Annotated in this window: 3 protein-coding genes; 1 reads left to right on the top strand and 2 read right to left on the bottom strand. The window is 51.5% G+C overall.

Annotated features, from left to right (window positions below):
- Positions 1 to 763, top strand: a 763-nt coding sequence (locus tag Q0294_RS22590; protein ID WP_299469972.1) for a DUF1559 domain-containing protein, incomplete at its 5' end; no start/stop codon positions are given.
- Between the two features lie 116 nt (positions 764 to 879).
- On the opposite strand, the gene Q0294_RS22585 is transcribed toward Q0294_RS22590, so the two are convergent.
- Both Q0294_RS22585 and Q0294_RS22580 read right to left on the bottom strand, forming a co-directional pair.
- The gene (locus tag Q0294_RS22585; protein WP_299469970.1) at positions 880 to 1,077 is read right to left on the bottom strand and encodes a cold-shock protein; all 198 of its coding nucleotides are present in this window, start codon (positions 1,075 to 1,077) and stop codon (positions 880 to 882) included.
- Between the two features lie 529 nt (positions 1,078 to 1,606).
- Positions 1,607 to 2,950 (bottom strand): DEAD/DEAH box helicase, encoded by a 1,344-nt coding sequence (locus tag Q0294_RS22580; RefSeq protein WP_299469968.1) that lies wholly within the window; start codon positions 2,948 to 2,950, stop codon positions 1,607 to 1,609.
- Positions 2,951 to 3,725: the final 775 nt, after the last annotated feature.

Here is a 3,725-nt window from a genome sequence, read left to right as displayed (position 1 = left end):
TAACTACAACGACACGCATCGCACGTTTCCTTACGGTCATATGGAAGTTCAGCCGGGAAATTACAGTTCGACCGCGCCGTATCTCACCTACCATTGGCGTGATACCTGGGCGCATCAGATTTTGCCGTTTGTAGATCAGGCGACCCTTTATCAGAAATATACGGAAGATCCTGCGACGCACGTGCATATCGTTTCAAACCCGGCCGTTTACAAAGCCGTTGTTCCCGTTTATTTGTGTCCTTCTGATCCTTCCGCTCCGGGTGGTGCCGATACCGTTGGTCGTTCACAAGGCAGTTATATCGGCTGCGCCGGAAATGTGGCGACAACCACTGGAAAAAATCTGAATGGCGTTTTTTCGGAAAATTCCAAAACGCAGATCCGCGATTTGAAAGACGGGGCTTCCAACACGATTCTGGTGTCCGAAATTGTGATTCGAGGCAGGGCCGCTGCGACAACGTATTGGGGATGTCCGGGCTGCTATGGAATTGGCGGGGCGCATGGGGAGATGACTTTCTCGACCCAGGAAGTCCCGAACACTTCGATCGCCGATCAGAATTATACCTGTAAATCAACGACCTGGCCGAACGCGCCCTGCGTGAGCAATACGGGTACGAAATACAATTATGCCCGCAGTTATCATGTTGGCGGAGTGCATACTCTGCTGGCGGACGGAGCCGTCCGTTTCATTTCATCGAACATTGATCGGCCGACATTCCAGCATCTGGGCGATAAAAATGACGGACAGGTGCTGGGCGAGTTCTAAAACACGCCTCTTTCAGCATCGCGTCAATTGCGGCACGTAAAAAAACACCGGGGGCTCGAAAGCTCCCGGTGTTCGAATTCACGCAACGCGCAGTTCATGGTTAGAACTGCTCGTCCTCAAACCAATCGTACGTTTTCAGCGCGGGGTCCCTTGGGGCCCTGTCCGACGTTGTACGAGACACGTTGTCCTTCTCGAAGTTCTTCAAAACGTGCGCCTTCCAGAGCGGAGCTGTGAAAGAACATGTCTTTGCCGGTTCCATCTGCGATGAAGCCAAAACCTTTAGAAGTGAGTTGTTTAATGGTGCCTTCTGCCATCTAGGTAATCCAATACTTTCAAAAAAATTGCGCGATCCACTGTGCGTGAAACACTCACGCGATCTTGATCGACTTCCTGTATCCTATTGTAACTTGAGCGCATCTGCCGACACCTTCGTGGTGACTCCGCGATGGTTATTGTCTCAGATGGCTCTAAAAACGCTATACTAAACTCAAATTCGGGATCAAATTTCCCGTAACATCATTCCGCTGAGTCTAAAGTCTCTAACTCGTTATCCGGTAATTCCGGAGGTTGGCTCGCATCACCACCTTGCTTCTCTTTATTGCGACGGGTCAGCTTGGCTTGTGCTTTTGCTTTTTTGTCCGCTTCGCGTTGACGTTTGGCAAAGGTATTCTGGTTTCTTGCGATAATGACTCTCCTTGAAGATAGTGTGGCTTAAACAGTTCCATCGGGCCGGTTGTTCCTGGTCCACCTGCCAGCCTGTATCCAGGTTTACTATAGCGTCTCCAGAGCCATTTGAGACGAGTCTCATGGAATGAGAGACGCTATGGTGAAATGGAATGTGCGCTAGCTGGTTTGTTTGGCTGCTTTCTTAAGATGTCGCCACTTACTGTTTTTCCGTTTCTGCTGATTCAGCTTGTCTTCTCCCGCTGCTGCTCCCGTCAAACGACGTTTGGCAGGACGCCGCGGACGAGGACTTGCGACGTTCGCAGCCGGCCGCCTGACGCCAGCATCTTTTCGGTTCGATACCTCAACCAGCGGTTTATCCGGGTGCCGTTCAGGCTGCGGCTGGTCCTTGGCAAGTGGTATTTTCTGTCCAATCAGAATTTCGATGGTCCGCAGTTCGCGACGCTCGCTGGCAGTGCAGAACGTAATCGCAATGCCTTCCGCGCCGGCACGCCCGGTTCGACCGATGCGGTGCACGTAGGCCTCTGGTTCGGTCGGCAGATCGAAGTTGATCACGTGTGTGATTCCGTCAATGTCAATTCCCCGTGCAGCGACGTCCGTTGCCACGAGTACCTGAACCTTCTTGCTGCGGAATGCTTCCAGAGCCCGCTGCCGGGCTCCCTGCGATTTGTTGCCGTGGATTGCCGTTGCGGTGATCCCGGATAACATCAGTCGCTGTGAGAGTATATTCGCAGTGCGTTTGGTTTTCATGAACACCAGCGCGCGTTCGACTTCAGGTGTGCCGAGAATCTTTTGCAGCAGCGACTGCTTGCCGTTGCGTTCCACGAACATGACCTGCTGATTGATTTTTGTGACGCTCTTCGATTCGGGCGTGACATTAACGCTGACCGGATTTTTCAGCAGGCTTTGCGCGAGTTCCGTGATCTTCGGTGCCAGGGTTGCAGAGAAGAACAGTGACTGTCGCTGGTTTGGCAGTTGGCTGATAATTCGCTTAAGATCAGGCAGAAAACCCATATCGAGCATGCGGTCGGCTTCGTCCAGCACGAACACTTCCAACTGATCCAGTTTGATGTGTCCCTGATTCATCAGGTCGAGTAACCGTCCCGGAGTCGCCACGATAATGTGTGCGCCACGGTTCAATGCCTTCACCTGATTTCCCTGGCTCACGCCGCCATATACCAGAACCTGACGCAGGCGGAGATGTCGGCCGTATGCCGCAAAACTTTCTCCAATCTGAATCGCCAGTTCGCGAGTGGGGGCCAGTACGAGTGCAAAGGGACGACCCGGTGTCGCCTTGCGATTGCTTTGTCCCAGTTTGTTCAAAATGGGCAATGCGAGTGCGGCTGTTTTACCGGTTCCGGTCTGGGCACAGCCCAGTACATCACGTCCCTGAATTGCGGCGGGAATGGTTTGTGCCTGAATCGGGGTCGGGGTGTGGTAGTTTTCTTCAGCCAGTGCACGTTGTATTGGCTCAATTAATTCGAGTTCGTTAAAAGTTTTCAAAGTGTTTCCTTCTCAGGATTAGGGCGTTTCGAGAGACTGGTTTCCAGGGCGTCGGCTTATGGAAAGCGGACGTGATCTATGTTTCAACACAGAGAGCTGGATTTTCCAATATCTGGAAACTGATTTTTCTTAGATTTTCATTTTGGGTGCGGGTGGTGAACCACGGGGTAGTATCCAGTTCCGCTTGTTAGCAACAGCGCACTTGTAAAAGTATTGCGCGAGAACAGGCAAAATACTTTACCGGCTCCTCAGGTATTCACTCGGGTTAAGCAGGTCGAACCGACTTGAACCGAAGCAAATGTTGCTTCTGTGGGAACTCTGGATAAACAAGAAAATCACAGAATTCGATGCGTCCACAACAACGCAGGCAACTTTCCACAGCGGTTTACACAAACCGATGGGTGAGCAGCAAATGTGTGCAGCAATCTAGCCAACACATGTGGGAAAAGGGCTGCGAGAGGACCCAGCTCTGCAAAAACACCCTTTTAGGTCGGAAAACGTACTTCATTTCCATGAAAAACGCTACTCGCTTGTTCCGACCGTGTGGACCTGATCCTCAAAAGAAAAACCAAGGTCTGCGGGAAGTATACCCCTGGAGACCATCTTTGCCAAGCCCTATTTACCGAAAAGCCTGCGCAACGACCGTTTTTGCCAGATTACGCAGTTTAAATTACGCATTTTAACAACATGGGGTAACAGAAAGCATTAAATGACAGCCGACTAGTGCTTTGTCAAGCTTGGAATTGAGGGCTGGGGGTGTTGTTTACGTGCTCCG

The sequence above is a fragment of the uncultured Gimesia sp. genome (assembly GCF_937919775.1).
GTDB lineage: Bacteria > Planctomycetota > Planctomycetia > Planctomycetales > Planctomycetaceae > Gimesia.
This window is presented reverse-complemented; position numbering and strand designations above follow the sequence as displayed.

Excerpts from the sequence above, each read along its gene's own strand:
- Q0294_RS22585 (WP_299469970.1), bottom strand. The coding sequence starts at position 1,077 with ATGGCAGAAGGCACCATTAAACAACTCACTTCTAAAGGTTTTGGCTTC.